Source organism: Brevibacterium sp. FME17 (assembly GCF_014897515.1).
Classification (GTDB): domain Bacteria; phylum Actinomycetota; class Actinomycetes; order Actinomycetales; family Brevibacteriaceae; genus Brevibacterium.
In genome coordinates this window covers 217,476-244,334 of record NZ_JABUYD010000001.1, presented here as the reverse complement: position 1 = coordinate 244,334, position 26,859 = coordinate 217,476, and the positions used below count along the sequence as shown (strand labels likewise).

The window sequence follows — 26,859 nt, the reverse complement described above, 5'->3', positions numbered from 1 at the left end:
CTGATCAAACCTCGGCGTGAATCACCGGTGGAACATCTTCTGTCCCATTCTTCAATCGTAGTTCACGCACGGCCTCTTCCTGCTTCCTGACCGCGGGTTCATTCGCCCGCAGGAGAGCATAAAGAGGGCTGGCGACGAACAACGTCGAGGTCGCGGCCACAATCATTCCGATGAACAGCGACAGCGAGATGTCAACCAATGTTCCAGCCTTCAGCGCGATAACGCCGATGAACAGAATCGATGCGACAGGCAGTACCGAGACCACGGTCGTATTGATCGAGCGCACAGTCGTCTGGTTGACACCAAGATTCACCAGTTCAGAGAACTTTAGAGTTCGTTTGTCCTTGAACCGTGTGGTGTTCTCCCTGATCTTGTCGAACACCACCACTGTGTCGTAGAGCGAGAAACTCAGCACCGTGAGGAAGCCGATGACCGCCTCTGGTGTGACCTCGATTCCGGTCACGGAGTAGATGCCCATGGTCACGATCATGACCACGACCAGCCCGACGATCGCCGCCAGCGACATCTTCCAAGTCCGGAAGTACAGAGCCATGACGATCATCGCGATCGCCACGAAGATGACCAGGGCGCGGACCATCTTTCCTGTCACGTCCTTGCCCCATTCAGGGCCGACGAATGTCGAGGTGACGTCTTCGACCTTCACGTCATAGCCCTTTACGAGGGCATCGCGAACTTCCTGCATCTCTGGGTCGGAGAGCTGACTCGTCTCGATCTGCACCGCAGTGTCGCTTGTCGGAGTCAGGCGCGGCTCCGATCCGGAGACGACATCGTTGACTATGCCCTCGCCTTTAGGCGCCGAGGTATCCGTGACGTGATCGACTTGGAACTGCGACCCGCCCTTGAACGCGATTCCGAAATTGAACCCAGCGACGAGCGGGACCAGCACAGACAGGAGGACTGCGATTCCGGCGATCGTCAGCCACAACTTGGCCTTCCCTACGAAGGGAATCGACGTTTCACCGTTGTGGAGCCTATTGCCCCAGGCAAAGAACCTTTTCATTTGTCTGCCTCCTCGCCCTTGTCGGCAGATTCTTCGGCAGCCTTCTTCGCGGCTGCCTTCCGCTCGGCGATTGAACCGCCGGTTGCGCCCGCCTTCGTTGAAGTCGAGATTTTGCCCTTCGACCCGTTCTTCTTAGTCGGCTTCTCGGACTTCGAAGACGACCCGGTTGCGGTCACATCTTCTTGATCGGACCTCTCAACGGAGACCTCGCGGTCCTCGGACGTAACTGTCTCGGCAACGTCGTCGTTCGGCGAAGTTCCGCGTTTCTTCTTCGTCGACGTTTTCGTCTTGGAGACAGTGCTGGATTCAACCGTCGCGCCCACCTCGTTCTTCGCATTCGTCGCTGAAGTGGCGGAATCCGCCCTCGACGAATCGGCTTCGTCTGTCGATGAGATTCCAGCCTTACGTGCTCGAGCCTTCGCCCGACGTCGCGCCTCGGGCGACATCTCGCTGTCTTTACTCAGGTTGAGTGCACCGCGGTACGAAGCAGGACTGACGCCGAGCAGGCGTGGATCCATACCTGACATCGGATGACCTTCACCGAAGAACTTGGTGCGCGCCAACAGCTGGAGCATCGGGTGCGTGAACAGGAAGACAACAACCACATCGACGATCACGGCCATACCGAAGGTAAACGCAAATCCACGGACCGAGCCGACGGCCAGGATGTAGAGGATGACTGCGGCCAACATGTTGACCGCCTTCGAGGCATAGATCGTTCGTTTGGCGCGATCCCAGCCGACCTCGACAGCGGACAGAAGGACTCGTCCGCTGCGCAGCTCGTCTCTGACGCGTTCGAAGTAGACGATGAACGAGTCGGCTGCCATGCCGATGCCGATGATGATACCTGCGAGACCTGCCAATGACAGGCGATAGCCGTAACGCCACGAAGCCAACAACAACAGCAGATAGGTGACGACACCGACAACCACAAGACTGGATACGGTCACGAGCCCGAGGACCCGGTACTGCAGCAGCGAGTAGACGACAACGAGGATGAGTCCGAGCAAGCCGGTCAACAGACCGATCTTCAGGTAGTTCGAACCCAGAGTCGGCGAGATCTGGTCCTCGCTCTGGACCTGGAAGCTCAAAGGCAGCGAGCCGTTCTTGAGCTGGTCGGCCAAGGTCTGTGCCGAGTCGAGGGTGAAGCTACCCGAGATCTCTGCGTTTCCGTCGGTGATCGCTGCATCTGAAGACGGTGCCGAAAGCACGTTCCCGTCAAGCTCGATGGCGAACTGGTTGTACGGCTGCTGCTTGCCGGTGATGTCGGAGGTGATCTGTTTGAAGATCTCCCGTCCGGTGGAGTCGAACTTGAGGTTCACAGCCGGCTGGTTCGTCTGTGTTCCGTTGGCACCCGCCTTGTAGCCGAAGCTGGCATCTGCGAGATGGTCTCCCGAAAGTTCGACCGGACCCAGAATGTACTTGGACTTTCCGTCCTTGGCGCAGGCGACGACTGGTTTATCCGACGCCTGCTGCTGACCACCGGTGCGATTCTTCGGATCGGTGCAGTCGAGCTCTGTGTACTTCTTGATGATGGCGTCGGTCTGCCACTTGTCGGTGTCCTTCTCAGGGTCGAAGAGAGGACGTGGAGTCGAGTCGGTGACCTTCGTATCTTCGCTGTCTCCGGACCCGTTCTTCTCGGTCGCCTTGTCCCCGCTGTTCTCTCCTGATTTCGCAGCGTCCTTGCCGGCTGGGCCAGGAATCTTTCCACCAGCGTTGGCGTCATCGCCGCTTGCCTTAGAGACCTCGCCCCCGCCAGCAGGTGCGTCTCCTTTGTCTTCGCCACTGCCACCGGTGAGATCTTTGAGGCGTTTCTTCTCCTCATCGGACAGACCCTTGGACGGGTCCTCCTGCTTGTCTCCGCCGCTCTTCTCCTGTTCCTTTTGGATTTCCTCCTGGGAACGGGGGTCACCGACGAGGGCGACACGGCGGAAGACGAGCTGGGCGGAAGAGCGAACCAGGTTGCGTGTTTCCTCGTCGGGGTTGCCCGGCAGGTTCACGACAATGTTGCGGTCACCTTGAGTAGTGATCTCGGCTTCAGACACACCGGTCGAGTCCACGCGCTGTCGGATGATCGACACAGCCTGGTCAAGCTGTTCCTTGCTGATGTCCGTGTCCTTCGAAACCTGGGGTTCCAGGATGATCGAGGTTCCGCCCTCGAGGTCGAGAGCGAGCTTCGGAGTTGTTGTGGCATCGGACCACACGACACCGCCGGCAATGATGGCCAGGAGCAGTGCAGCAATGATCGACAGCCACACGAAGCGCAAACCAGGACGTGGCTTTTCTTCAATATCGGACACGTTTCAGCTTTCGATTGAGTGCAGTGAGCGAAGTCAGTTCTTCTTTTTGTTCTCAGGATCGGAAGGATCGATGTCCGATGCATCAGCATCAGCCTCACCGAGGTCATCCGCACCGTCGTCGGCTTTAGGCTCATCGGCGTCTGAGATCACTTCGGCGTCAGAGTCGACGACGTCGTCTGCTGGAAGCTCTGTCTCGCCGGTCGTTCCCTCTGCACGCTTGCGCTCATTCATAGCGTCGAGTTCCGCGTCGGTGATTGCCGGAGCATCGCTGCTCTCAGCGTCGTCGGCAACGTCGGCTGAACCTGCAACCGCACCGTCTGCAGCGGCGCCTTCGGTTTCAGGGTTGTTGATCTGACCGATTGCCTGGCGGTGCACGCGCAGGACGGTGCCGGGGCCAGATTCGAGAGTGACCTGGTTGTTTTCTTCGTCGATGGACAGAACGGTTCCGAAGACACCGAACGTTGTCATCACAGTAGCTCCGGGGACGAGTCCCGTCTTGATCTGCTCTGCACGCGCCTTCTGCTTACGCCGAGAATTGAATAGGAAAAAAATAAGCAGCGCAGCAAGCGCAAGAGGGATCAATAAATCCACAGGTATCTACCTTTCATAAGAACGAACCAGTCCACTACCTTAGTTCGTACTAAGTACTCAAGGCGAACTCAATTGCCGGGATCAGAACTCATAGTTTGCTGGGATCTGCATCCCAAGGTGCTTCCAGGCTGCCGCGGTCGCGACGCGACCGCGCGGAGTTCGGCTGATCAGACCTTCTCGAACAAGGTAAGGTTCCGAGACGGTTTCAACGGTATCGGCCTCTTCTCCGACGGAAACAGCGATAGTGCCGAGGCCAACCGGTCCCCCGCCGAAACGCTTGCACAGCACCTGCAGCACGGAACGGTCGAGTCGATCCAAGCCCAGCTCGTCGACTTCGTAGACCTTGAGTGCGGTGAGTGCCGCAGCTTCGTCGATGATGCCGGTTCCGCGCACCTGCGCCCAATCTCTGACTCGGCGCAGAAGTCGATTGGCAACACGTGGTGTGCCGCGAGATCGCGTTGAGATTTCTTTCAAACCTGCGAGATCTGCTTCGATTCCGAGCATGTGAGCTGATCGTTTCAGCACGGTCAGGAGATCGGTGCTGGAGTAGAAGTCCAGGAGTCCCGTGAATCCGAACCGGTCACGCAACGGCGCGGGGAGCAGGCCAGAGCGGGTCGTGGCTCCGACCATGGTGAATTGCGGCAGGTCGAGGGGAATTGCTGTGGCGCCGGGGCCCTTGCCGACGATGACGTCGACGCGGAAGTCCTCCATCGCAACATAGAGCATCTCTTCTGCGGCACGAGCCATGCGATGGATTTCGTCGATGAATAGAACTTCGCCTTCTTCCAGAGACGACAAGATCGCGGCGAGATCTCCGGCATGCTGAACTGCCGGCCCTGAGGTGACCCTCAGGCTCGATTGCATCTCATGCGCGATGATCATCGCCAATGTGGTCTTTCCCAGTCCAGGAGGGCCCGAGAGCAGCACATGGTCGGGGGCCCTGTTTCGTGCTTTCGCGGCATCGAGCACGAGGGAAAGCTGTTCGCGGACCTGAGGTTGGCCGATGAAATCCTGCAGTCCCTTGGGACGAAGCGCAGCTTCTGCATCGCGCTCTGCGGTCTCGGCGCGACCAGAGACCAAACGCTCTTCTTCAGCGCCAGTCAGCTCCTGATCGCCGAATTCCATTTCATAGGAGGTGCTTCCGTCCTCGTAGGAGCTTGTCACTTCCGGGCACCCATGACCTTGAGCGCAGCCTTCAGGAGCTCCGACGTGCCAGCATTCTGGCCAAGATCGTTGACGACTTCCTGCACGACATCAGCGGCTTGGGACTCTTTCCAGCCAAGTCCGACCAGTGCATCCACGACCTGCTGGTTCGCTCCGCCGAAGGACAGCTGGGGGCCCGGGTCTGATGCGGCGAGTTTCGGCAGTTTGTTTTCGAGCTCGAGGATGATTCGGGAGGCACCTTTTTTGCCGATGCCTGGGACTCGAGTCAGCGCGTTGGCGTCCTGGTTCGAGATCGCGGCCGCCAGTTCTCCCGGTCCCATTACGGACAGGATCGCCATCGCCAGGCGCGGACCGATTCCGGAGATCGACAGCAGCACTTCGAAGGTGTGGTTCTCGTCTTCAGTTCCGAACCCGAAGAGAGTCATGGAGTCCTCACGCACGACAAGGGTGGTCACGAGCTCGATGTTCGCACCATGGCGAGTGTTTGAAAGGGTGTCCGGCGTGACGTTGACCTTGCGTCCGACACCGTAGGTGAGAATGACGAGGTGGTCAGCTGCGATGCGATGGACCGTACCGCTGAGGAAACTGATCACGGCCTGCCTTTCGTGTGGGAACACTTGTACGAATCCAGGCTATCAGTTGGTCTTCCGGAACCGGCCTCGACATACCGACGATATCAAGGCACCGCCCTGTTGCAGACAGCGTTGAAGGCATCATCAGCCAACTTTTGGGACGGGAATCCTTCCCCGCCGGAGAGTCCATCGATGATCGCCTGCGCGACGAACCTGGAATGCAGGATCGGGCGCCGTTCCACGTCGATGCTGGGCGGCGGAATCCAAGCGGGACGGCCGTCGTGGAGCATTCGGGCATACCAGTCTGATTTGTCGATCAGGTGGTGGTGCAGCCCGCATGCCAATGTGAGGTTGTTTATATCAGTTTTGCCTTCATTGGCCCAGGGCACGATGTGGTGAGCATCGCACCATCCCGGCGGTGCGTCGCATCCGGGGAATGTGCAGCCTTGGTCTCTGGCCGCCAGTATTGCCACTTGCCTGTTCGTGGCATATCGGCCTTCGGTGGAGATTTCCATCGTTTTGGCTTTGTCCGACATCAGGTGGAAGAAGACTGATCCGTTCAAGCCTTCGCTGGCTGCCGTTGATAGCGGAAATTCGGCTTCGCAGCCGGTGGATGCGCGTCCTTTTCCGGACGTGATGTCTTCGGCTTTCGCTGTGACGACCAGGGCGAATGGTGAACCACGGCCTATCCGATCCATTTCGACGCGGGAGATCATTGTTGCGAAGCGTTCGTAGATTCGGTTCCTCACTGTGCCTTGGCCCGTACCCGTATCGATCGGTGTGCCGTCTTCGCGTACGCCGAAGCCTGAGGACTTCTCGTTTCGCAGATGATCTGCCAGTGGAGCGTCCGCGACTTCTCCGGCCAGAACTGCTCTGAAGATATCGAACTCGGGCTCGTCGAGATCCTCGTCGTTCGTGGTTACCCGCTCATTGCCTTGTTCCTGCAGATCTTCTACGGGTCCCGGCGCACCCTGCCCGATTTTCGAACTGCTTCCAGGCAGTGTGCGCGAAGTCAGCAACCCGCTCAGGACTCCCCCCGATACAGGATCCAGCAGTCCTCTGAGAACCCAGGTCCCGTCATCGCGGGCTCGAACGTTGACGTAGCAGCGCCCACGATCCGGCGGGAGCTTCGGCTCTTCTCCGTCGGGGTCGAGACGGTCCAGAATAGCGGCGAAGATCGTCTTCAAATCTGAGACCCGAACACGCGGCGCTTTGTCCACGAGGTCTGATTCCACTGTGTCGCGAGTTTCGGCCGATACCCAGAACGGCAGTTTGGACAGGCAGTCGTTGATCGTGGTCGCCTGACCTGCCGAAAGCACTCCAGCGTGCAGAGCCTTCGCAACGATGGGGTTGACGGGTTCTCTGGGTTGGCCCGTCATATATGCGCGGCTGCCAAGATTCTTGGCGAGCTCGGTGCGTCGGTTGGCTTCATAGCCGGTCAGGTTGAAACGGTTCTGGACCAGCGCCTTCGTCGTCTTTGCCCCGTAGTCGGCGGGCGTCCCACACCGGTCGTAGACCGATAGTGCAACGGCCGACATCGCCTCGAGGATGCGGGTGGCGGTTTCGATCCCATTGACAACTGTCATCGCCTGATCGGGCCCAAGAGGGCGTGAGAAACTCAGCAGTTCGTCTTTGAGAATGGTGAGACCACTGATGCTGTGGGTCAGTTCAGGTGCAAGTCGGTCGAGGTCACGCCATTCGGTCTCGGACAGGAGTGGGTGAGGAACCGTGGCAGCTGGTTCACTTCCATCTCCAGGTGTGGATTGTTCGCTGCCGCTGCCGTCCGTGGGCGTGCCAGCATCTGAATCGAATGTCTCCGCATCGCCCAGAGAAGCAAGCTGCGCCTCCGCCACGGCAGAATCGCCGGGAGGAATCTGCTCATCATCACAGTCCTCTAGGGGCCTCACGGGAACCGCGGCGATCGAATCGAGCTTCCCCACCAGGGGGGTTGCCAGTCAGGTCCATTCCAGCGGCTTCGAGCTGCTCACGAAGCGATGTCGGCTCTGATCCCGTCGCCGGCGCCGCCGATGGTTCGTTTCGACCGGCAACGGACTCCCCCGCCACCGCGTCAGATCCGTGCCGGCTCGCACCAAGTTTCCGCCGAGCAGCACCAAGTGAGCGTTTGCCGCTCTTTCCTGGCGTCTGGTCGGGGGTGAGAGTCATCGCCTGTGCGTCCGTTCGTCAACAACATTGTTGCGTGATTAATCTCATTATAATAGCGCTAACATCACTTGTACAGACCTATATTCGATTCTTCGGTCATAGTTTCTATCACTTTCTAGTGTGTTCGAATCGCAGCTGCCTCCAATCAGTATCTGCCCAGGGCAAATAGAACTGCGAACACAGAACAACGAGCACCTCGGGACAGAGAGACACACAACCAACCCACTACATCGAGATCCGGGTGCAGATTCCCGGTACCCGGATTCTCGGGCTCGTGCACTCCAAACAAAAATAGCCGCCACACCTGCCTCGCATTGCGAAACGAAATGACGGTGAACAGAAAAGAATGACGGTGAAACGAAGTGCCAAAATCACGGCACAGCAGAACACCGGCAGAACACCAGCAGGACGCAAAACCGCTATGACGCTATTTGGAGTTGCGAAGGGCCTTGGCCCACTGCTCCTGTGCCTTCGTCATACCTGCACCTTGGCGGCCAGCGCTCTTGCGCTCGTTGAGGTCTTTGTTCGCTCCGGGGGTCGATTGTCCGCTCAGCGCCCCGCGCCATGAGTGGCAGATAGCAATCGCGAGAGCGTCGGCGGCATCGGCCGGCTTAGGTGCCGCGTCGAGTTCGAGGATCCGGGTCACCATGTTCGTGACCTGCTTCTTATCAGCGCGTCCCGATCCGGTGATGGCGGCTTTGACCTCGGAAGGCGTGTGCATGGCCACAGGCAGTCCACGTCTCGCGGCAAGGCCCATCGTCAGACCCGAGACCTGTGCAGTGCCCATGATCGTGGAAACATCGTTGCGAGCGAACACGCGCTCGATGGCGACGACATCGGGACGGTACGTGTCCAACCAGCTGTCGAACGCCTCGGCAAGGGCGCCCAAACGCAGGTCCACGGAATCCGTGGATGGTGTCCGCAGCACATCGACTGACACCATTTTGACCTTGCGGGCGGGCTGGGTGTCAATGACACCCAGCCCGCACCGGGTCAGGCCCGGATCAACGCCGAGGATTCTCATCGGTAACCATGTTCGATGCCATCACGCATCGAGTTCGGCAAGAACCTCGTCGCTGACATCAGCATTGGAGTAGACGTTCTGTACCTCGTCGCTGTCTTCAAGCGCGTCGATGAGGTTGAAGACCTTGGTGGCTGTTTCCGCGTCCAGGCTGACTTCGATTCCGGGCACGAACGATGCTTCGGCCGAGTCGTAATCGATGCCTGCATCGACAAGTGCTGTACGCACGGCAACGAGGTCAGTGGCTTCGCAGATGATCTCGAAGTTCTCACCTTCGTCCTTGACCTCTTCGGCACCGGCGTCGAGGGTCGCCAGGACGATGGAGTCTTCGTCGGTTCCTTCAGCCGGAACGATGATGACACCCTTGCGGTCGAAGTTGTACGTGACCGAACCGGGGTCTGCCATAGTACCGCCGTTGCGCGTGACTGCCACTCGGACTTCCGAGGCTGCACGGTTGCGGTTGTCGGTCAGGCATTCGATGAGGAGTGCGACACCGCCGGCGGCATAGCCTTCGTACAGAATGTTCTCGTAGTTCACGGCCGAACCGTCGAGGCCGCCGCCGCGCTTGACCGCACGGGTGATGTTGTCGGCGGGAACAGAGTTCTTCTTCGCCTTCTGAACCGCATCGAACAGCGTCGGGTTGCCTTCAAGATCAGGCCCACCGTTTCGAGCGGCAACCTCGATGTTCTTGATCAGCTTGGCGAAGAGCTTCGCCCGCTTAGAATCGATGGCGGCTTTTTTGTGTTTAGTCGTTGCCCACTTGGAATGACCTGACACTGGTGTTCCTTCCTTTAGATATAGCCCCTAGAGTCTATACGCTCAATGCCCGTTATGTGCCCCGCTCTGCCGTCTCGGGAGCACCACGCATGCACCACGGTGTTCAGTCGATGACGAGAGGAACCTCGGGCACAGAGCCGGCCGTGACGAGATCCATGAGGCTGAGCAGATTCTTCGGGTAGATCGTCTCCGTCGTGGCCGTCAGCTCCTCGCGGGACCACCACCGGAATTCGAGCAGACTGCGCTTTTCGATGTCCGTCCAGACGGCGTCCTCGAGCTCGATGTCCTCGCTGGTGCGGAATGCAAAATAGGTTTCCTGCTGATGCAGCGACTTCTCCGTGAATTCGAAGACCTCGTCGCGTGTGGCCAAGGGGCCGATGAGTTCGCCGGGTTCGCATTCGATTCCGGTCTCCTCTGCGAGTTCACGTGCTGCGGTCTGCGCCGCCGATTCACCCAGCTCGGATCCTCCACCGCAGGTCATCCACCATTGGTGGGTGGGCGTGAGCAGGTCCTGGGCTCGAATCAGGAGAACCTCGTCGCGCTCATTGAGTAATACGACCCGTGAGGCTTTACGCGGTTTCATGGTTCTCCAGGAGTTGGCTATGGACGGAAGCAGTCTGTGCAGAATAGTGAAGCGGCAAGCAACCAGCAAGACCGCAATCGTAACCGACAGAACGATATCGGGTAGTGCTCACTCCACCAAGCTGGTGGCGTTCAATGTGAGAAATCACCGACTTGGGACGTGTTCTCACCAGGTGCAGGCGGGGTAAGGGGATCGCCTCTGAGGCGCTGTGGTCAGCCATGGTTCAGCGGATCGCCGAGGTGGCTTCGTCGTCGAGATTCGCATCGACGTCTCCCCCCAGATGCTGATCCCACCAGTCGAGCATCGCCTCGAAGCGCTGCCGACGGTGCCGAGGTTGGCCCGCGCGTGAGAGTTCGTGATTCTCGCCTGGGAAGATGAGCAGCTCTGTGTCGACACCCGCTCGCTGCAGTGCGGCATAGTACTGCTGTGCCTGTTCGAGCGGACACCGGAAGTCGAGTTCCGAATGCATCACGAGGCTGGGTGTGCGCACCTGTGAGGCATGTGCCAACGGCGACTGCCGTGCAATGGCCTGCGCATCACGAGTGGTGTATTCCTCTGTGAAGAAGCGTCCGATGTCGGAGGTGCCCACGAAGCTGTCGGGGTCGAGATAGCCACGTTCGACGATCGCCGCCTGGAAGCGGTGATCGTCGGCGGTGATCATCGCGGTGAGATAGCCGCCGTAGGAACCGCCTTGGACGCCGAGGCTGCTGGAGTCGAGCTCTGCATCGCCGGCCAATGCGTGGTCGAGGACGGCCAGGACGTCGGCCATTGCTGGGGCGGCCATGTCCCCCTGAACCGCTGTCCCCCACGTACGAGTGCGTCCGCCGGAGCCGCGCGGATTTGCGTAGACCACGGCATAGCCCGCCGAGGTGAGGATCTGGGTTTCGTCGAACCACCCGTGGGTGTACTGCGCGAACGGTCCACCGTGGATGTTGAGAATGACGGGGAACGGTCCTGGGCCGCTGGGCTTCGCCAGCCACCCGGTGATGGGCCCGCCCTCACCGTCGACTCGAAGAAGCTGTGGGAGGACGGAATTCGCGGGCGCTGGGTGTGCCCTGACCGCGCCGTCGTCTGTCGTGGTCGAGCCGGCGTCCGTGGCGGTGATGTCCCCGCCTGTGCCCGTGGCTTTCGTGCCGTCGGCTGAGAGCCGCACTCGGTGTAGCACGGCTGGATTGGTGGGCGTGTCCCCTGTCCAAACTAGGCTGTCGCCGTCGACATCGATGCCGTTGACCACGGCTGTTTCGTCCGTGAGGAAGTCCAGCTCGTCCAGCGTGCGGTTCTCCGCCGCCAGTTCGATCGAGATGATCCGTGAGGCTCCGTCCGTGTCCACAACAGCGATGACAGGCGCATCTCCGCGGACACCACTGCCGTGGCCGGTGCCATGGCCGGTACCGGCGATCTGAGGCCGGATCGAGGCGACTGAGACGGTCTCAGGGTCTGTCAGACGCCGTGTCGAACCGGCTGTCAGATCGTGGACGAAGAGTCCGGGCATCTGCCCGACGAAGTCGAGTTCGTCTCGGGTCAGTTCGTTGCCGATGAGCAGCAGGGTCTCTTCGTCGATCCACCGGTGCAGGTTCACACTCATCCGTGGCAGCGTCAACGCTTCGGGGCGTTCTCCGCCGAGCAGCCACACGGTAGAGCGCAGGTCAGGCTCGCCGTGGTCAGGCGCCAGCGAGGAGACCACACTGACTCTGGTGCCACTCGGTGAGAACTGCGGGTCGTGGACGTCGGATTCCGGGGTCTCTAAGAGTGTGGACAACGGGACTTCGGCACCGCCGGCAATGCCGGACTTGCCCAGCCCCGGTTCGACGAGATCGACGAGGAATGCTCGCGCCGGACGGTTGTTCGTGTAGCCGAGCCCATTGCTCAGGTAGGCCGCCGAGGTGATTCGCCGTGGCGCTTCCTCGCTGGCGGGAACATCCTCGTCCTGACCGTAGCGTCCCGTTTCAGCGACCCGGGCGACGTAGAGAGCTCGTGCGCCGTCATCATCGAGTGCGAATTCGGAGACGCCGAGGTGATTGTCCGTGATCCGATGAGCAGTTTCGAGGCTGGAACCGACGAACAGCTGACCGGATTCCTTCTTGGCCGCGCTCAGATATCCGGACCAATTGGTGCGGACCTCGGGTGCGTAGTCTCGCCAGTTGTGGGTCAACCGTCGCGAGGACTCCCCTGACAGCGCGAACAGCTGCGAGAGGTAGCTGTTGGATTCAAGGTCGGGACGGGTGATTGTGATGACGGCTTCGCTGCCGCGTATCACTGGGGATGAGTACTCGGCGAGGGCGTCGAGATCTTCGGGGTTCATCTGTTCCATTCCTTTGACAGCGCTGCCTGCACATCAGCGTGCACCTGCGGCAGAGCTTTGGTCTGTGCCACGACGGGCAGGAAGTTCGAGTCCCCGCCCCATCTGGGCACAATGTGCTGGTGGAGGTGTGCGGCGATTCCGGCACCTGCCACGGGACCTTGGTTCATTCCCAGGTTGAAGCCGTCCGGGGATGACACGGCGCGGATGACGGTCATCGCCTTCTGCGAGAAGTGAGCGAGTTCAGCGGTCTCCGACTCGGTCAGCTCCGTGTAGTCCGCGACGTGACGATAGGGGCAGATGAGGAGGTGGCCCGGGTTGTACGGATACAGGTTGAGCACCGCGTACACCTCGTCACCGCGGGCCACGATCAGGCCCTCTTCATCGGACTTCGTCGGTGCCGTGCAGAACGGACATTCGGAGACTCCGGAGTCCTTGGGTTTGTCCTGTCCGCCGATGTAGACCATCCGATGTGGTGTCCACAGCCGCTGGAAGCCATCAGGTTCGCCGGGAAAGCCTGCAGCCGCCTCTGGTTCAGGTATGCCCTCACAAGGATCGGAGCTGCCCTCGCCGAGGTGGTTGTGTGGTTTCTCCGTCATACCTGGGCCTTGGCTTCGATGGATTCGACGATCCTGCTGACCGCCTCGGCGACGGATACGCCGTTGTCCTGTTCACCGTTGCGGAAACGGAACGACACGGCATTTGCGTCGCGGTCCTCCCCACCGGCGATGAGCACGAAGGGCACCTTCGACTTCGAGGCGTTGCGGATCTTCTTCGGGAACCGATCGTCGCTGTCGTCGATCTCCACGCGCACTCCGGCGGCGCGCAGCTGTGAGGCCACCTCCGCGAGGTAGTCGTTGAATTCCTCGGCCACGGGAATGCAGGTGACCTGCACAGGTGCCAACCAGACGGGGAACGCACCCGCATAGTGTTCGATGAGCACACCCATGAACCGTTCGATGGAGCCGAACTTCGCCGAGTGGATCATCACGGGCTGTTTGCGGGTGCCGTCGGCGGCCTGGTACTCCAGACCGAAGCGCTCGGGCTGGTTGAAGTCGAGCTGAACGGTCGACATCTGCCAGGTCCGGCCGATGGCATCGCGGGCCTGGACGGAGACCTTGGGGCCGTAGAACGCGGCTCCGCCCGGGTCGGGAACCAGTTCGAGTCCGGTTTCCAACGCGACCTCTTCGAGAACCTGCGTGGCTTCTGCCCACTGCTCATCCGAGCCGATGAATTTGTCCTTCTTCTTCCCGTCTTCGTCGCGAGTCGACAGTTCCAGGTAGAAGTCATCGAGTCCGAAATCGCGCAGCAGGCTGAGGACGAATTCGAGGAGGTGGCGGATCTCCTTGGCGGCGTCTTCCTGAGCCACATAGGAGTGCGAATCGTCCTGTGTCAGTGCGCGCACGCGGGTGAGGCCGTGGACGACTCCGGAGGCCTCGTCGCGGTACACGGTGCCGAACTCGAAGAGACGCAGGGGAAGCTCACGGTATGAGCGGCCGCGCGAGCGGTAGATGAGGTTGTGCATGGGGCAGTTCATCGCCTTGAGGCGGTAGGGAGTGCCCTCCTTGACGATCTCACCGGACTCGTCGCGGACCTCGTCGACGGAGATCGACGGGAACATGTTCTCGCCGTAGTACGGCAGGTGCCCCGATGTGTAGTACAGGTTTTCCTTCGAGATGTGCGGGGTGCCGACGTATTCGAAGCCTTCTTCGATGTGGCGGGCGCGGACGTAGTCCTCCATCTCGCGCTTGATGACACCGCCCTTGGGGTGGAAGACGGGCAGGCCGGAACCGAGTTCCTCGGGGAATGAGAACAGGTCGAGTTCGGCGCCGAGCTTGCGGTGGTCACGGCGTTCGGCCTCGGCGAGGCGGTCCTGGTGTGCTTTGAGATCCTCTTTCGAGGCCCAGGCGGTGCCGTAGACGCGCTGCAGGCTGGCATTGGCCTGGTCTCCGCGCCAGTAGGCCGCCGAGGAGCGGGTGACGGTGAATCCGTTGCCGATCAGTTTGGTGGTGGGCAGGTGCGGTCCTCGGCAGAGATCCTGCCATACGATCTCGCCCTTGCGGTCGAGGTTCTCATAGACGGTGAGCTCGCCGGCACCGACCTCGACGGAGGCGGAATCGTCGGAGCCTGCACCCTTGTCGGAGATCAGTTCGAGTTTGTAGGGCTCGTTGGCCATGCGCGCTTTGGCTTCGTCCTCGGTGACGACGACGCGGTTGAAGCTCTGGCCGGACTTCACAATCTGGGCGGCCTTCTTCTGGATCGCCTTGAGGTCTTCGGGGGTGAAGGGCTCGGCCACGTCGAAGTCGAAGTAATAGCCGTCTGTGATGTAGGGGCCGATGCCGAGCTTCGCGTCGGGGAACAGGTCCTGGACAGCCTGGGCTGTGACGTGGGCGGTCGAGTGGCGAAGAATGTCGAGTCCGGCTGGAGAATCGATGGTGATCGGAGCGATCTGGTCACCAGCGGCGAGTTCGCGACTGAGATCGACGGGCTGTCCGTCGAGCCACATTGCAACGACTGTGCGGTCCGTGGAGAAGATCTCCGTGCCAGTCAACCCCTGTTTCCAAGGAATGGTCTCTCCCGCGCAGTCAATGCTGTCAGCCACTGATCTTCTCCGTTCGTCTGTGTTGGGGTGCCTCGCCCCTAGAGTCTAATACCTAATCGGCGGTGCGAAATCAGTTGGGTGGCAGTCGTGAGACCGCCACCCAACTGATGAATCGTATGCAATTTTCGATGTCTGCGCGGTTCGCGCCTATGTGGCTCGGGATCGGCGCACCGCCCCGAGCCACATCACGCGGCCTTGCTGAATTCGAAGTCCTTGCCCTTACCGAGATCTTCGGTCAGTGAGAGCTTCAGGTGAACCTTGTCGACTTCAGCCGACGGCACTGCGAACGCGAGCTGGACAGTGTTCTCTCCATTCGCGGGGACCGGCTCGCTGAATGCGAAGCCACCTGAGTAATTCTTGGAGCCGTCGAAGACGTCCTTATACTCCTTGCCGGCACCGTTATCGGCCGTGACTCGGGCAAGCCCCAGATCGGCGTCTGAGCTCCCGCTGTTCTTCACGGTCACAGTCACGACTGCGACCTCACCCTTGGTGCTTTCGGCTCCTGCCGCATATTCGTCCACGGTACCCGGCTTCACTGCGATGGCCGCGGTCAGATCGGTGCCGATCTCGACCCCGCCGTCCTCGACAGGAGGAGCAGCTTCTTCACTGTCGTCAGATGAACCTGCACCCTCGCTGGGATCCTGTGCTGGGTCAGAGGGGCCTTGGACCGGTGCTGGGGATGAGGACTGCGCATCGGCAGCTTCGCCGATCGCGGTGATGAACATGCCACCGAAGATCAAGGTGACGATGACAGAGATGATCGAGAACAGGATGGCAATGAAACTGAGGATCATGCCGGTAATAGTCATGCCCTTGTTGTTGGCCACCCCCTTCTTGATCGAGGAGAGACCGACGAACGCGAAGATCACACCAGCAACTCCGAAGAGGAATCCGATCCCGAAGAAAATGGACAGGACGATACCGGCGATGCCACCGACAAGAGCGAGAATGCCCCAGATGTTCTTCGACTTGTTGTTGCCCGGGCCAGCAGAATACGAACCGTAGCTCGCATTGGGGTTGGCAGGAATGAACTGGTCCGAAGAACCGTCAGCACCGGCATAAGCAGGCTGCTGACCGTATTGGTTTGCGTCATAACCCTGTGCATTGGTGTCATAACCCTGGCCGTAGCCGCCCTGGTTCTGGCCGTAGGGGTCTTGACCGTAGTAGCCCTGTGCGTTGGCGTCGTAGCCCGGCGCGTTGGCATCGTAGCCTTGGCCGTAGCCACCCTGATTCTGGTCGTAGCTTGGCGCTCCCGTGTCAATCGGCTGACCGTACTGAGGCTGCGAACCATACTGGGGCTGTGAGCCGTACTGGGGCTGCTGGTTCGGGTCGTTCTGTGAGCCGTACTGAGGCGCGCTGTTCTGATCTCCAGAGAAACTAGGAGCGCTGGGCGGCTGATTGTCGGGGCCCTGACCGTTGGGGTTCTGATTTCCAGAACCGTCATTCGGTTCATACGGGTTCTGAGGAGTAGACATGAGTGCTCCGAAGTATTCGTCGATGGTTACCCTCACTAGCGTACTAGTGAATGTGTGCCTTTCCCCATGACTTCCACGTGGCAGTCTTGACACACGGCCGACACATCGGTCCGAGCTCCTCCGGCCGGAATCATTCGGCGATGAATGCACGAAGCCCCGAGTGAGTCACTCGGGGCTTCTTCTGTGCGCGATACTGGGATCGAACCAGTGACCTCTTCCGTGTCAGGGAAGCGCGCTACCGCTGCGCCAATCGCGCCTTATTCAGTTATTGCACCGGAACACAAGGTCCCTGTGCGCGATACTGGGATCGAACCAGTGACCTCTTCCGTGTGAAGGAAGCGCGCTACCGCTGCGCCAATCGCGCCGACTCACCAATGGAGAACCATCGGACGAATCTGAGGTGGCGACGGGATTCGAACCCGTGTATACGGCTTTGCAGGCCGCTGCCTCGCCTCTCGGCCACGCCACCGCCAAGGCAGTGCCATGACGCCTCCGAGCGGATGACGGGATTCGAACCCGCGACCCTCACCTTGGCAAGGTGATGCTCTACCAGCTGAGCCACATCCGCATTTCTCACTGCCCGGTTTCCCTGGCAACGAGATACAACTCTATACGCAGGTGACGGTCCATGCAAAATCAGATCGGCGTGATCGTGGTCACACGCGCAAATCTAGCTTTCAGACTCATCGACTTATATTGGAAGAGTGAACGATGACCCCACGGACAAGCGCCCGCAAGGGTGGCTGTCGCGCCATCACAAGCAAGGCGTGCGCCCCTGGCGCAAAACACGTCTGAGCTTCCTGCGCTGGCGCGGAAACATCACAGCCAACCCGCACGCGGCACGGCTCTATCGGATCGTCGTCGGCGCAGTGGGCACTCTCATCGTGCTCATCGGACTACTGCTTGTGCCACTGCCGGGCCCCGGGTGGCTCATCGTCATCATCGGACTGTTCGTCATCTCCAGCGAGTTCCGCTGGGCGCAGAGGATTCTGCACTTCGTGCGAGTCCACGTCGAGAAATGGACGCATTGGGTCATGGCGCAGCCGCTGTGGGTCCGCTGGACGATCGCTGCGGTCACAGCAGCGTTCGTCGCAGTCCTCGTCTGGAGTGCATTGAGGATCATCGGTCTCCCCGACTGGATCCCCGAACTCGAGGTCCTCAGGTATCTCAAGTTGCAGTAGCGCCGAAGCCTCCGCGCTGAGTGCTCGCTGCTGAATGCTGCAGGGAGAGCGCCGGCTACTGCGCAGAGAGTGCCGTCAAGCGCGAAAGGCAGCGCATGTACTTCTTGCGGTAGCCTCCGGCCAGCGACTCGTCGGTGAAGACCTTGTTCAGCGCCTGGCCCGAGTTGATGATCGTGACGTCGCGGTCATAGAGCCGGTCGACGAGCGCGACGAAGCGCAGGGCTACACCCTCGTTGTCGATCGTCTGCACGTCCTCCCACACGGCTGCGTCGAGACCGTCGACCATGCGTCCGTAACGCGAAGGGTGGACCGTGGAGAGATGCCGCAGAAGCGTCGGGAAGTCGTCGCGGGCGACGGTGCCGGTCAACTTAGCCGTCTCGGCGTCAAGGCTCTCAGCCGGAACCGGATCAGCAGGTTCACTCAGCCCGCGATGGCGGTAGTCCTTACCCTCGATCCGGTAGATGTCGAACTGGTCGGCAAGCGCCTGGATCTCCCGGAGGAAATCCTGTGCCGCGAAGCGACCCTCTCCCAGTGACCCGGGCAAGGTGTTCGAGGTGGCGATGATCTTCACCCCAGCGTCGGTGAGTTCGCGCATGAGTCGCGACATGAGCACCGTGTCACCGGGATCGTCGAGTTCGAACTCGTCCACGCAGACGAGCTTCATCTGTGAGAGATCGTCGCGAGCACGGATGAAACCGAGCGCGCCGACGAGGTTCGTATATTCGACGAACGTGCCGAAGGTCGCAGGCTTCTCATTGGCATGCCATGCCGCGGCCAGGAGGTGGGTTTTGCCTACGCCGTAGCCGCCGTCGAGATAGACCCCCTTGGGTCCGTCCTTGCCCTTCGAAAACAGTTTGCCCAGGAAGCCCTTCGATGTCGACGACGCCACGAACTCCTCAAGCTTGTTGCGTGCTTGAGCCTGCGAGGGCTCCGAGTCATCGGTGCGGTAGCTGGCGAAGGACACGTCCTGGAACTGCGGTGGCGGGACAAGGCCCGCAATGAGTTCGTCGGGGGCAACTTGGGGGGAACGGTCGCTCAGTGCGACCAGAGTCTGCTCGGCATTCACTCGGCCTAGTCTATTGCAGGCCGCGCCTCGTCAATCAACTGCCGCTGACGTGAGAGTCCTCTCAGCCGAAATTGCATCGGCCGACGACCTGTCAGCTGAAGTCGAAGCCCAGGCGTCCCAGCTGCTTCGGGTCACGCTGCCAGTCCTTGGCGATCTTCACATGCAGGTCGAGATACACCTTGGTCCCCAGCAGTGCCTCGATGCCGCGCCTGGATTCGCTGCCGATGGCTTTGAGTCGGCTGCCGCCCTTGCCGATGATGATCGCCTTCTGGCTGGAACGTTCGACATAGAGATTGACGTGGACGTTCCACAGCGGGTTGTCCTCGCTGCGTCCCTCACGGGGGTACATCTCCTCGACCTGAGCGGCTAGGGAGTGAGGAAGTTCGTCGCGGACGCCTTCGAGCGCGGCCTCACGCACGAGTTCGGCAATCATCTTCTCCTCCGGCTCGTCCGTCAGCTCCCCTTCCGGGTAGAGCGGGGGCGATTTCGGCAGATGACCGGTGAGCACAGAATCGACCGTGTCGATCTGGAACCCATCCACGGCGGAGACCGGGACCACGTCGGCGAAGTTCGCGAGCTCGCCGACGGCCATCAGCGCCTCGGCGACCTTGTCTTGGGAGACCTTGTCGGTCTTCGTCACCAGGGCCACGATCGGGGTGCGCCCGTCGAGGAGCTCAAGCTGGGAGGCGATGTACCGGTCGCCGGGACCGATGGGTTCGTCGGCGGGCAGGCAGAAGCCGATGACGTCGACCTCGCTCAGGGTCGAGGCCACAAGGTCGTTGAGCCTGCTGCCCAACAGGGTGCGTGGTTTGTGGAGGCCCGGGGTGTCGACGAGGATCAGCTGGTGGTCTTCCTTGTGGACGATGCCGCGGATCGTGTGCCGAGTGGTCTGGGGCTTCGACGAGGTGATCGCCACCTTCTCCCCCACCAGAGCATTCGTCAGCGTTGATTTTCCGGTGTTCGGCCGGCCGACGAAGCAGGCGAAGCCGGCCCTGTAGTTCTCGGGATAGTCCGTGCGAAATTCCATTTCAGTTCTCTTCCTTCGTAACCCTGACGTGGGTGATGCGGTGGCGGCGGCCCTGGCCCTCCATCGCTTCGATGTTGAGGCCTTCGATCTGTGCGTGCGAACCGTCGATGGGGACGCGGCCGATGAGCTTCGTGAGAAGACCGCCGACGCTGTTGACGTCGTCTTCGTCGATCTTCACATCGAAGTGATCGGCGAAGTCGGAGATGGACATGCGGGTGCTGATGACGAATGAGCCGTCTTCGGCCTCGACGAGCTCTTCGTCGCTGGTGTCGTATTCGTCTTCGATTTCGCCGACGATCTCTTCCACGATGTCCTCGATCGTGACGAGCCCAGCGGTGCCGCCGTATTCGTCGACTAGGATCGCCAGATGCGTCGAATCAAGCTGCATCTGCTCCAGCAGGTCATCGGCGGGTTTGGTTTCGGGGACGAACAGCACTCCTCTGGCCAGGATGTCGACCGACCGCTCCGCGTCCTCCGGGTGGAGATGGAGTCGTCGGGCCACGTCCTTGAGGTAGGCGACGCCACGAATGTCGTCGAGGTCCTCGCCGCTGACGGGGACCCGTGAGAACCCCGAACGGAGGAAGAGATTCATGACTTTGGACAGCGGGGTTCCTGAGTTGACGGTCACGAGGTCGGTGCGCGGGACCATGACCTCGTTCGCCGAGGTGTCCGAGAGGTTGAACACGGATTGGATCATTTCGCGTTCGCCGTCTTCGATGACATCGGATTCGCTGGCCCGCTCAACCAGGTCGCGCAGCTGGTCGGAGGTGACGAAGGGGCCGTCCTTGTACACGCGATCCGGAGTCAGCAGGTTGCCCAGGAGGACGAGGATCTTCGTCAGCGGTTTGAGTACCACGAGGGCGACGCCCACAACCCAGCTGAGATTGAGGCAGACTGCCAGAGAACGGCGTCGTCCGATGGTTCGCGGCGACACTCCTGCAACGACGAAGACCGCGATCGATGCGGTGAGCACGGTGAGGACGACCATGAGCGGTCCGACGGAGTAGATCGAGTCATAGGCCAAAGCGATGAACACTGTGGCCAGAGCTTCCATGAAGTTGCGGACGAAGATGATGACGTTGATGTTGGTGGGCAGATCGATCAGGATCTTCTCTGCCCGGAACGCAGCCTTCTTGCCTTCGTCCTTCGCGTCCTGGATCGCCTGATGGGAGACACTGAGCAGAGCGGCATCAACGGCCGAAAGCGTCGCCGAGACGACGAGACACAGTGCTGCGCCGAGGAACAGCCAGAGCACGACTCAGACCTCGGTGGGTGAAGGGATGTCGGTGCGTCCGTCGTAGCGCGCAGCGAAGAAGGTCAGCAGCAGATGCCGCTGCAGCGCGAACATCTCTTCCTTCTCTTCGGGTTCGCTGTGGTCATAGCCGAGAAGGTGCAGGAAGCCGTGGACAGTCAGCAGGAGCACCTCGTCCATCGTCGAATGTCCCGAAGACGAGGCTTGGGCTGCGGCCACCTCGGGGCAGATGATGATGTCGCCCATCTGGCCCTCGGTGGGCGCCCCGGCCTGCCCCTGCGTGAGCTGGTCCATCGGGAAGGACATCACATCGGTGGGACCGTCGAGGTCCATCCAGGTGACGTGGAGTTCCTCCATCGCCTTCGCATCGACCATCGTCACGGCGAGTTCTGCACCGGCGTGCATGTGCAGAGCCTGGCCCAGGTATTCAGTCAGAGCTACCACCTCGTCGAGGTCGATCGCTGCATCTGTTTCGTTGGAGATCTCGGTATTCATTCGCTGCTTCCCCACAGGTCGTAGGCGTCGACGATCTTCGTCACCAGTGAGTGGCGGACGACGTCCTTGCTGCCCAGGTGGCAGAATTCCAGGTCTTCGATTCCGGTCAGGATGTCCTGCACGACGTTGAGACCGCTGCGAGTCTTGCCCGGCAGGTCGATCTGGGAGACGTCCCCGGTCACGACCATCCGAGCGCCGAAGCCCAGGCGGGTGAGGAACATCTTCATCTGCTCACCGGTCGTGTTCTGCGCCTCGTCGAGGATGATGAACGCGTCGTTGAGGGTGCGCCCGCGCATATAGGCCAGCGGTGCGACCTCGATGGTTCCCGTTTCGATGAGCAGCGGGATCGATTCGGGATCGACCATGTCGTGCAGGGCGTCGTAGAGGGGCCTCACGTACGGGTCGATCTTCTCGTTGAGAGTTCCCGGCAGGTAGCCCAGGCTCTCTCCGGCCTCAACCGCGGGACGGGTGAGGATGATGCGTGAGACTTCTTTGTGCTGCAGTGCGTTGATGGCCATGGCCATGGCCAGGTAGGTCTTGCCCGTGCCTGCAGGCCCGATGCCGAAGGTGATCGTATGGTTGCGGATCGCCTTGACATAATCGTGCTGGCCCATCGTCTTGGGACGGATGGACTTTCCACGGGTGGAGAGGATGTTCGTTCCCATCACCGCCGAGGCGGCCTTCCCCTCGGAGGAGAACGACGCCACCCGGTCGATCGTCTCTTCGTTGATGCGGTGGCCGGAGGCGTGCAGCTTCTTGAGTTCCCCGATGACGGAGACGAATGCTGCGACGCGATTCGGTTCACCGGTGGCCTGCACCTGGTTGGCCCGCACATGCAGGTCGAGGTCGGGGAAGACTCGCTCGAGCTTGCGCAGGTTCGACTCCCCCGGTCCGAAGAACTCGACCAGATCGATGGAGTCGGGAATCACGAGACGCACTGTGTCCGACGGCGTTTCTTCGCCTGGAGTGGGGTTCACAGAGTTCGTGGGCTGAGTGGAGGTGTCCAGAATGATCCTTAGTGGCTGTTCGTACGTTTAGGAGTACTGCAATTGCGTGCTTCCATCGTAGTCCGCTTAGTCACCAACGGCCCAATGAATTCTGAGCCATGACGAGCCCGGCCGCACCGGCGGAGGACGACCGCAGGACTGTAGGACCGAGAAGTACGGCTTTGGCGCCGACGGCCGCGAGTGCATCAAGCTCTGCGTCGCTGACGCCGCCTTCGGGACCAACGACTAAGACGATGCGTTCGGGATCTGGAGAATTCTCCATTCCAGAGGCAGCAGACCAGATGCCCGCGGAACGAGGTTCACTCAGGGCCTGCGAGAGTCTGAGTTCTGCGGCCTCATGCAGGACGTAGACGGTGTCAGTCTCGCTCAGAGTCGCTGCGAGGCCGGTGCCGCGGACCAGGTCGTGGCGCAACGGGAAGCGGGAGCGTCGGGCCTGCAGGGAGGCCGCCCGGATGACGTTGTCCCATTTGGCGGCGAGCTTGTCACGCTTCTTCGTCGGCCAATCGGCGATCGAACGCTCGGCGGCCCAGGGAACCACCTCGTCGACGCCGATCTCTGTGGCGGTTTCGATCGCCTGCAGGTCACGGTCGCCCTTGGCCAGAGCCTGCACGAGAACCAACCGTGGCTGGTCTGTTCTCGTGTGCGTGACCGATGCGACGTGAAGTCCGAGTTCGTTCGCCGAGGCGTTCGAAACGGTTCCGCGCACACGGGTGCCGGATCCGTCGACGACTTCGAGTTCGTCCCCCGGTCCGAGTCGGCGGACTCGGACCGCGTGCCCGGCCACGTCCTCACCGAAAGTGAGCACCTGGCCGGTGACCGCCTCGGCGGACTGGGGCGAGAAGAAGACGGGAAGACTCACCGACCGGCGAACTTCTCACGCATGCGGGAGAACACGCCACGGTTCTGGGTGGTGATCTGGGCGCGTGGGGTCTCTTCCTCACGCAGCGTTGCCAACTGCGCAAGCAGGTCCTTCTGCGCGTCGTCGAGCTTGTCCGGCGTCATCACGTCGACCGTGATGAGCAGGTCGCCTCGGGTCTCCGAGCGCAGTCGGGTGGCGCCGAGGCCGGGCAATTTGACGACGGTGCCCGACTGGATGCCGGCCTCGATGGAAAGGTCCTGCGTGCCGTCGAAGGTGTCGAAGGGGATCGAGGCACCGAGTGCGGCTGCCGTCATCGGCACGGAGACGGAGGCGCGCAGGTTGTCACCGTCGCGCTGGAAGACTTCGTGGCGGGCCACCATGACCTCGACGAAGAGGTCGCCGGCAGGTCCGCCGCCGGGGCCCACTTCGCCCTGGGATGAGAGCTGGATGCGTGTGCCGTCGGAGACTCCGGCGGGGATTCGGATCTTCATGGTCCGCTGTTTGCGGACGCGTCCGTCACCCTGGCAGTTGAGGCAGGGGCTGGGAATGACGGTGCCGTAGCCGTGGCAGGAGTTGCACGTCTGGTTGGTCACCATCTGGCCCAGCAGGGTCCGGGTCATGCGCTGGACGCTGCCGGCTCCGTGGCACAGGGTGCAGGTCTCAACGGATGTGCCCTGCTGTGTTCCGGCACCTGAACAGGTGTCGCAGACGACTGCCGTGGTGACATCGAGATCGATGTTTCCGCCGAACGCGGCGGTCTCGAGATCGATGTTGACTCCGACGAGTGCGTCCTTGCCACGCTGTGTGCGCGGCATCGGGCCACCGGCCGAGCCGGCTCCCCCGCCGAAAAAGGTCTCGAAGATATCGCCGAAGCCGCCGAAGCCGCCACCGCCGGCAGGGAAGCCCTGTCCGTTCTCGCCGCCTCCCATGTCGTAGTTACGGCGCTTCTCCGAATCGGAGAGGACGTCGTAGGCGAGGGAAATGGCTTTGAATTCGTCCTCGTGTCCGGGGTTCACATCGGGGTGATATTTCCGAGCGAGCTTTCGGTACGACGATTTGATTTCAGCCGCCGAAGCGTCTTTGGACACTCCGAGTGTTTCATAGTGATCGGCCACAGAAACTTCTCTCTCCCTGGTGGTGTGCGTTGTTCGCGTTCTCGTGCCTGTTCGCGCGGTGGTGTTGGTGCGCGCTGTGCTGTGTGGTCCTATTGTGCTGTGTGGTCATGGTGTGCTGTGTGCGCTCGTGCCGGTGCATCTAGCCCTGATCGAGGACAGAGGAGACGTATTTCGCTACGGCCCGCACAGCTGTGATCGTCGTGGGGTAGTCCATCCGGGTCGGCCCGAGCACAGCCAATCGAGCGGAGGACCCCGCGTCATGACCATATTCGGCAGCCACGAGAGATGTCGAGCTGAATGACTCGTGAGTATTCTCACGACCGATCCGAACGCTGATCTCCTCTTGATCCTCGGCCATCGATGTCAGCAGCTTGAGCAGTACAACCTGTTCTTCGAAAGCTTCGAGGATCGGTGCCATCTTCTCACCGAACTCCCTCCCGGAGCGAGCCAGATTCGCTGTGCCCGCCATGATGATGCGTTCTTCGCGTGTGGCCATGATGAGATCGGTGACCGCGGACCGGACCTGTGCCAGCGCTGCGGCGACGTCCGCGCCTGGTTGGCTGGTCGCCACGACAGGCTCTGTCACAGCGGGGTCCATGCCCTGCACCGAAGCCCTGGATGTACTCGTGCTCATCACTTGCGATAACTTCTGGCCGGAGAATTCGGTGTTGACCTCATCGCGGATTCCCCGCAGCACCTCGTCATCCACGCTGCCGGGAGTGATCACAATCTTCTGTTCGACCTGACCGGCGTCGGTGATGAGGACGACGAGGATGCGGTTGGGGCCCAGCCCTACGACCTCAATGTGTTTGATCGTGGCGCGGGAGACGCTCGGGTACTGGATCAGTGCCACCTGATGGGTCAGGCCTGAGAGCACACGCACCGTGCGGTCGAGCATGTCATCGAGGTCCCCGTCGCCGTCGATGAGCTGGAAGATCGCACGTCGCTCAGCATGCGTCAGCGGTTTGAAGTCGTCGATGCGGTCGACGAACATGCGGTAGCCGAGATCGGTCGGAATCCGCCCTGCCGAAGTGTGGGGCTGCGCAATGTAGCCCTCTTGCTCTAGATGGGCCATGTCGTTGCGGATCGTGGCCGGAGAGACGCCGAGCGTGTGGCGCTGCACGATGGCCTTCGATCCGACGGGTTCGTTGGTGGCGACGAAGTCTTCGACGATCGCACGCAGAACCTGTGCTCGCCTGCTGTCGTTCATTCGTCTCCTTCCTTCGCTCGGCACCGTTTTTGGCACTCATCTGTCTTGAGTGCCAATTCTACGCCTCTTATATTCCGAATTCACTTTCGGCTCCATCTCAGCGGGTCACCACCCATCCCATCGAGTCCTTGATTAGGGTGGTTGTCCGTGAATACCTTTGATCGCTACGGGCCCGATGTGCTGGCCGGCTCCTCGCCCTCCTCACACCGACCCAAGAAGTCCACCCCCGTCGAACTGGGTCTCGGCATGGTTCTCGAAGACGCGATGAGCGGATATGTCGGTGCCGTCGTCGGCGCCGAGAAGACCACCGCCGGAGTCGTCGTCAATCTCGAGGACCGGGCAGGAAAGGTCCGCGCATTCCCCTTGGGGCCTGGCTTCCTTCTCGAAGGCAAACCCGTCGACCTCAGACTGCCGGCCAAGAAGAAATCGGCTCCCGGTCGCACAGCCTCGGGGTCGCGCGCGGTCGGCAATGCTCGGGCCCGAGTGGCTCGCGGATCTCGCATCTGGGTCGAAGGCAAACACGATGCCGAGCTCGTCGAGAAGATCTGGGGCGACGATCTGCGCATCGAAGGTGTCGTCGTCGAACCGCTGGGCGGCCTGGACGATGTCGCCGACAAGCTCGCGGCGTTCGGTCCCGACAAGGACCACCGCGTCGGGGTCCTGGCCGACCATCTCGTGTCCGGCACCAAAGAATCCAAGATCGCCGAGGCGGTGCGCGCCGATCCGCGCTATCGCGACGTCGTCCACATCATCGGTCATCCTTATGTCGACATCTGGCAGGCCGTCAAGCCTCATGTCGTGGGCATCAGGGAATGGCCAGTCGTGCCTCGGGGCGAGGACTGGAAGACAGGGATCCTGCGGCGTATCGGTTGGCCTCACGCCGACCACAGGGACGTGGCCCGGGGCTGGGTGCGTATCTTGGGCAAGGTCAGCACCATCGCCGACGTCGAACCCACGCTCTCAGGTCGAGTCGAAGAACTCATCGACTTCGTCACCGTCGGTTGAGGCCCAGGTCGATTGTGATCGATCTGGTACACGATTCGGGCTTTCCCCAGTTCGGCGACATGGCGTTTCCGATA

Annotated in this window: 23 protein-coding genes and 4 tRNA genes; 2 read left to right on the top strand and 25 right to left on the bottom strand. The window is 61.1% G+C overall.

Annotated features, from left to right (window positions below; genetic code table 11):
* Positions 1 to 4: 4 nt before the first annotated feature.
* From secF to INT40_RS00950, 17 genes are all read right to left on the bottom strand, one after another.
* A complete protein-coding gene (gene secF, locus INT40_RS01030; protein ID WP_193095284.1) occupies positions 5 to 1,021 on the bottom strand; it encodes a protein translocase subunit SecF in 1,017 nt (338 codons plus the stop codon).
* Complete coding sequence (gene secD / locus INT40_RS01025; RefSeq protein WP_319021911.1) at positions 1,018 to 3,321, bottom strand: protein translocase subunit SecD; 2,304 nt, start codon at positions 3,319 to 3,321, stop codon at positions 1,018 to 1,020. The genes secF and secD overlap by 4 nt, the downstream gene beginning before the upstream one ends.
* 33 nt (positions 3,322 to 3,354) lie before the next feature.
* On the bottom strand, positions 3,355 to 3,912 hold the full coding sequence (locus INT40_RS01020) for a preprotein translocase subunit YajC (RefSeq protein ID WP_319021910.1): 558 nt from the start codon (positions 3,910 to 3,912) through the stop codon (positions 3,355 to 3,357).
* Positions 3,913 to 3,993: 81 nt separating this feature from the next.
* Positions 3,994 to 5,037, bottom strand: a complete 1,044-nt coding sequence (ruvB, locus tag INT40_RS01015; protein WP_193070588.1) for a Holliday junction branch migration DNA helicase RuvB — start codon at positions 5,035 to 5,037, stop codon at positions 3,994 to 3,996.
* Between the two features lie 35 nt (positions 5,038 to 5,072).
* A complete protein-coding gene (ruvA, locus tag INT40_RS01010) occupies positions 5,073 to 5,669 on the bottom strand; it encodes a Holliday junction branch migration protein RuvA (protein WP_257930066.1) in 597 nt (198 codons plus the stop codon).
* A gap of 83 nt (positions 5,670 to 5,752) precedes the next feature.
* Entirely contained in the window at positions 5,753 to 7,588 is a 1,836-nt protein-coding gene (locus INT40_RS01005; protein WP_193095283.1) for an HNH endonuclease signature motif containing protein, read from the bottom strand.
* Positions 7,589 to 8,238: 650 nt separating this feature from the next.
* Complete coding sequence (ruvC, locus tag INT40_RS01000; RefSeq protein WP_101570347.1) at positions 8,239 to 8,835, bottom strand: crossover junction endodeoxyribonuclease RuvC; 597 nt, start codon at positions 8,833 to 8,835, stop codon at positions 8,239 to 8,241.
* Positions 8,836 to 8,856: 21 nt separating this feature from the next.
* On the bottom strand, positions 8,857 to 9,609 hold the full coding sequence (locus INT40_RS00995; protein ID WP_193070459.1) for a YebC/PmpR family DNA-binding transcriptional regulator: 753 nt from the start codon (positions 9,607 to 9,609) through the stop codon (positions 8,857 to 8,859).
* A gap of 103 nt (positions 9,610 to 9,712) precedes the next feature.
* Entirely contained in the window at positions 9,713 to 10,192 is a 480-nt protein-coding gene (locus INT40_RS00990; protein ID WP_193095282.1) for an NUDIX hydrolase, read from the bottom strand.
* Positions 10,193 to 10,415: 223 nt separating this feature from the next.
* On the bottom strand, positions 10,416 to 12,494 hold the full coding sequence (locus tag INT40_RS00985; protein ID WP_193095281.1) for an alpha/beta hydrolase family protein: 2,079 nt from the start codon (positions 12,492 to 12,494) through the stop codon (positions 10,416 to 10,418).
* The gene (locus INT40_RS00980; RefSeq protein WP_180958914.1) at positions 12,491 to 13,090 is read right to left on the bottom strand and encodes an HIT family protein; all 600 of its coding nucleotides are present in this window, start codon (positions 13,088 to 13,090) and stop codon (positions 12,491 to 12,493) included. The genes INT40_RS00985 and INT40_RS00980 overlap by 4 nt, the downstream gene beginning before the upstream one ends.
* Complete coding sequence (gene thrS / locus INT40_RS00975) at positions 13,087 to 15,093, bottom strand: threonine--tRNA ligase (protein WP_193095280.1); 2,007 nt, start codon at positions 15,091 to 15,093, stop codon at positions 13,087 to 13,089. Before thrS ends, INT40_RS00980 begins: the two co-directional genes overlap by 4 nt.
* A 185-nt stretch (positions 15,094 to 15,278) precedes the next feature.
* Entirely contained in the window at positions 15,279 to 16,568 is a 1,290-nt protein-coding gene (locus INT40_RS00970) for a DUF4190 domain-containing protein (RefSeq protein ID WP_226830492.1), read from the bottom strand.
* 184 nt (positions 16,569 to 16,752) lie between these two features.
* Positions 16,753 to 16,824: transfer RNA gene (locus tag INT40_RS00965), tRNA-Val, on the bottom strand.
* A gap of 36 nt (positions 16,825 to 16,860) precedes the next feature.
* A tRNA-Val gene (locus tag INT40_RS00960) sits at positions 16,861 to 16,932 on the bottom strand.
* 34 nt (positions 16,933 to 16,966) lie between these two features.
* Positions 16,967 to 17,037 (bottom strand) — tRNA-Cys (locus tag INT40_RS00955).
* 26 nt (positions 17,038 to 17,063) lie between these two features.
* A tRNA-Gly gene (locus INT40_RS00950) sits at positions 17,064 to 17,136 on the bottom strand.
* Positions 17,137 to 17,272: 136 nt separating this feature from the next.
* Here INT40_RS00950 and INT40_RS00945 point away from each other — a divergent pair.
* On the top strand, positions 17,273 to 17,749 hold the full coding sequence (locus tag INT40_RS00945) for a PGPGW domain-containing protein (protein ID WP_319021909.1): 477 nt from the start codon (positions 17,273 to 17,275) through the stop codon (positions 17,747 to 17,749).
* 55 nt (positions 17,750 to 17,804) lie between these two features.
* Here INT40_RS00945 and zapE read toward each other — a convergent pair whose 3' ends face one another.
* The 8 genes from zapE to hrcA all read right to left on the bottom strand — a co-directional run bounded on the left by zapE (position 17,805) and on the right by hrcA (position 25,780).
* Positions 17,805 to 18,815 (bottom strand): cell division protein ZapE, encoded by a 1,011-nt coding sequence (gene zapE / locus INT40_RS00940; protein ID WP_193095278.1) that lies wholly within the window; start codon positions 18,813 to 18,815, stop codon positions 17,805 to 17,807.
* A gap of 91 nt (positions 18,816 to 18,906) precedes the next feature.
* Positions 18,907 to 19,842, bottom strand: a complete 936-nt coding sequence (gene era, locus INT40_RS00935; RefSeq protein ID WP_101570355.1) for a GTPase Era — start codon at positions 19,840 to 19,842, stop codon at positions 18,907 to 18,909.
* Between the two features lies 1 nt (position 19,843).
* Positions 19,844 to 21,097 (bottom strand): hemolysin family protein, encoded by a 1,254-nt coding sequence (locus INT40_RS00930; RefSeq protein ID WP_101570356.1) that lies wholly within the window; start codon positions 21,095 to 21,097, stop codon positions 19,844 to 19,846.
* Between the two features lie 3 nt (positions 21,098 to 21,100).
* Positions 21,101 to 21,589 (bottom strand): rRNA maturation RNase YbeY, encoded by a 489-nt coding sequence (gene ybeY / locus INT40_RS00925; protein WP_101570357.1) that lies wholly within the window; start codon positions 21,587 to 21,589, stop codon positions 21,101 to 21,103.
* Complete coding sequence (locus INT40_RS00920; protein ID WP_413463151.1) at positions 21,586 to 22,599, bottom strand: PhoH family protein; 1,014 nt, start codon at positions 22,597 to 22,599, stop codon at positions 21,586 to 21,588. Before INT40_RS00920 ends, ybeY begins: the two co-directional genes overlap by 4 nt.
* 67 nt (positions 22,600 to 22,666) lie before the next feature.
* Positions 22,667 to 23,455: a 16S rRNA (uracil(1498)-N(3))-methyltransferase gene (locus INT40_RS00915; protein WP_193095277.1), complete on the bottom strand. Its 789-nt coding sequence runs from the start codon at positions 23,453 to 23,455 to the stop codon at positions 22,667 to 22,669.
* A complete protein-coding gene (dnaJ, locus tag INT40_RS00910) occupies positions 23,452 to 24,570 on the bottom strand; it encodes a molecular chaperone DnaJ (protein WP_101570360.1) in 1,119 nt (372 codons plus the stop codon). Before dnaJ ends, INT40_RS00915 begins: the two co-directional genes overlap by 4 nt.
* 139 nt (positions 24,571 to 24,709) lie before the next feature.
* A complete protein-coding gene (gene hrcA / locus INT40_RS00905) occupies positions 24,710 to 25,780 on the bottom strand; it encodes a heat-inducible transcriptional repressor HrcA (protein WP_193070453.1) in 1,071 nt (356 codons plus the stop codon).
* A 141-nt stretch (positions 25,781 to 25,921) separates the two neighbouring features.
* Between hrcA and INT40_RS00900 the strand changes: the two genes are divergently transcribed.
* The gene (locus tag INT40_RS00900) at positions 25,922 to 26,785 is read left to right on the top strand and encodes a DUF3097 domain-containing protein (RefSeq protein ID WP_193070452.1); all 864 of its coding nucleotides are present in this window, start codon (positions 25,922 to 25,924) and stop codon (positions 26,783 to 26,785) included.
* Positions 26,786 to 26,859 lie beyond the last annotated feature (74 nt).

What these genes read in the sequence shown, in the direction of transcription:
- secF (WP_193095284.1), bottom strand. Translation starts at nt 1,021, where the DNA reads ATGAAAAGGTTCTTTGCCTGGGGCAATAGGCTCCACAACGGTGAAACG.
- ruvB (WP_193070588.1), bottom strand. Translation starts at nt 5,037, where the DNA reads ATGGAATTCGGCGATCAGGAGCTGACTGGCGCTGAAGAAGAGCGTTTG.
- ruvC (WP_101570347.1), bottom strand. Translation starts at nt 8,835, where the DNA reads ATGAGAATCCTCGGCGTTGATCCGGGCCTGACCCGGTGCGGGCTGGGT.
- INT40_RS00990 (WP_193095282.1), bottom strand. Translation starts at nt 10,192, where the DNA reads ATGAAACCGCGTAAAGCCTCACGGGTCGTATTACTCAATGAGCGCGAC.
- INT40_RS00985 (WP_193095281.1), bottom strand. Translation starts at nt 12,494, where the DNA reads ATGAACCCCGAAGATCTCGACGCCCTCGCCGAGTACTCATCCCCAGTG.
- INT40_RS00980 (WP_180958914.1), bottom strand. Translation starts at nt 13,090, where the DNA reads ATGACGGAGAAACCACACAACCACCTCGGCGAGGGCAGCTCCGATCCT.
- INT40_RS00970 (WP_226830492.1), bottom strand. Translation starts at nt 16,568, where the DNA reads ATGTCTACTCCTCAGAACCCGTATGAACCGAATGACGGTTCTGGAAAT.
- era (WP_101570355.1), bottom strand. Translation starts at nt 19,842, where the DNA reads ATGGAATTTCGCACGGACTATCCCGAGAACTACAGGGCCGGCTTCGCC.
- ybeY (WP_101570357.1), bottom strand. Translation starts at nt 21,589, where the DNA reads ATGAATACCGAGATCTCCAACGAAACAGATGCAGCGATCGACCTCGAC.
- hrcA (WP_193070453.1), bottom strand. Translation starts at nt 25,780, where the DNA reads ATGAACGACAGCAGGCGAGCACAGGTTCTGCGTGCGATCGTCGAAGAC.